2 tRNA genes and 1 rRNA gene are annotated in these 969 nt (G+C 52.2%); all 3 read left to right on the plus strand.

Annotated elements, in window-relative coordinates:
* Nucleotides 1-105: 105 nt before the first annotated feature.
* A tRNA-Ile gene (locus HFD87_RS22750) sits at nucleotides 106-182 on the plus strand.
* A 142-nt stretch (nucleotides 183-324) separates the two neighbouring features.
* Nucleotides 325-400: transfer RNA gene (locus HFD87_RS22755), tRNA-Ala, on the plus strand.
* A gap of 209 nt (nucleotides 401-609) precedes the next feature.
* Nucleotides 610-969: ribosomal RNA gene (locus HFD87_RS22760) — 23S ribosomal RNA — on the plus strand; the annotation flags it as partial.

Genomic DNA, 969 nt, shown 5'->3' on the forward strand with positions numbered 1-969 from the left:
GTAGGGGAACCTGCGGTTGGATCACCTCCTTACCTGAAGATACCTTCCCGCGCAGTGTCCACACAGATTGTCTGATAAAAAGTAACGAGCAGAAAAAACCTCTACAGGCTTGTAGCTCAGGTGGTTAGAGCGCACCCCTGATAAGGGTGAGGTCGGTGGTTCAAGTCCACTCAGGCCTACCAAATTCGCACTCACGCTGCGTTATGTCTCCGGCTCGCATAGTTCACTATGCTTCGCGGAAACATGCCTTGCCTGAGCACGAATTGCATTTCTCACGAAGTGTACTCGGTTGAGTGGTAGTAGTGGTCTCTGCAGTAACTGTATGGGGCTATAGCTCAGCTGGGAGAGCGCCTGCCTTGCACGCAGGAGGTCAGCGGTTCGATCCCGCTTAGCTCCACCATACCGTTTATCTGTTTTTTTCTGAAATACCTCAGAGCATACCGGCGACGGTGTGCTGCGACGTATTATGCTCTTTAACAATCCGGAACAAGCTGAAAATTGAAACGACGCAGCGCGTCATTCCTCCGTAATAAGGGATGACAAGGCGATGCGTTCGAGTCTCTCAAATGCTTGCAATTCGCAGCGTTGTAAAACGCCTGTGGGTTGTGAGGTTAAGCGACTAAGCGTACACGGTGGATGCCCAGGCAGTCAGAGGCGATGAAGGACGTGCTAATCTGCGTAAAGCGACGGTAAGGTGATATGAACCGCTACAGCCGTCGATGTCCGAATGGGGAAACCCGGTGCACTCTGTGCATCATTGCAGCATGAATACATAGTGCTGCAAGGCGAACCGGGGGAACTGAAACATCTAAGTACCCCGAGGAAAAGAAATCAACCGAGATTCCCCCAGTAGCGGCGAGCGAACGGGGAGCAGCCCAGAGCCTGAATCAGCTTGTGTGTTAGTGGAAGCGTCTGGAAAGTCGCAGGGTACAGGGTGATACTCCCGTACACAAAAACACACATGCTGTG

Origin of the sequence: Pantoea sp. EKM21T, from assembly GCF_011800405.1 — a bacterium.
GTDB lineage: Bacteria > Pseudomonadota > Gammaproteobacteria > Enterobacterales > Enterobacteriaceae > Pantoea > Pantoea agglomerans.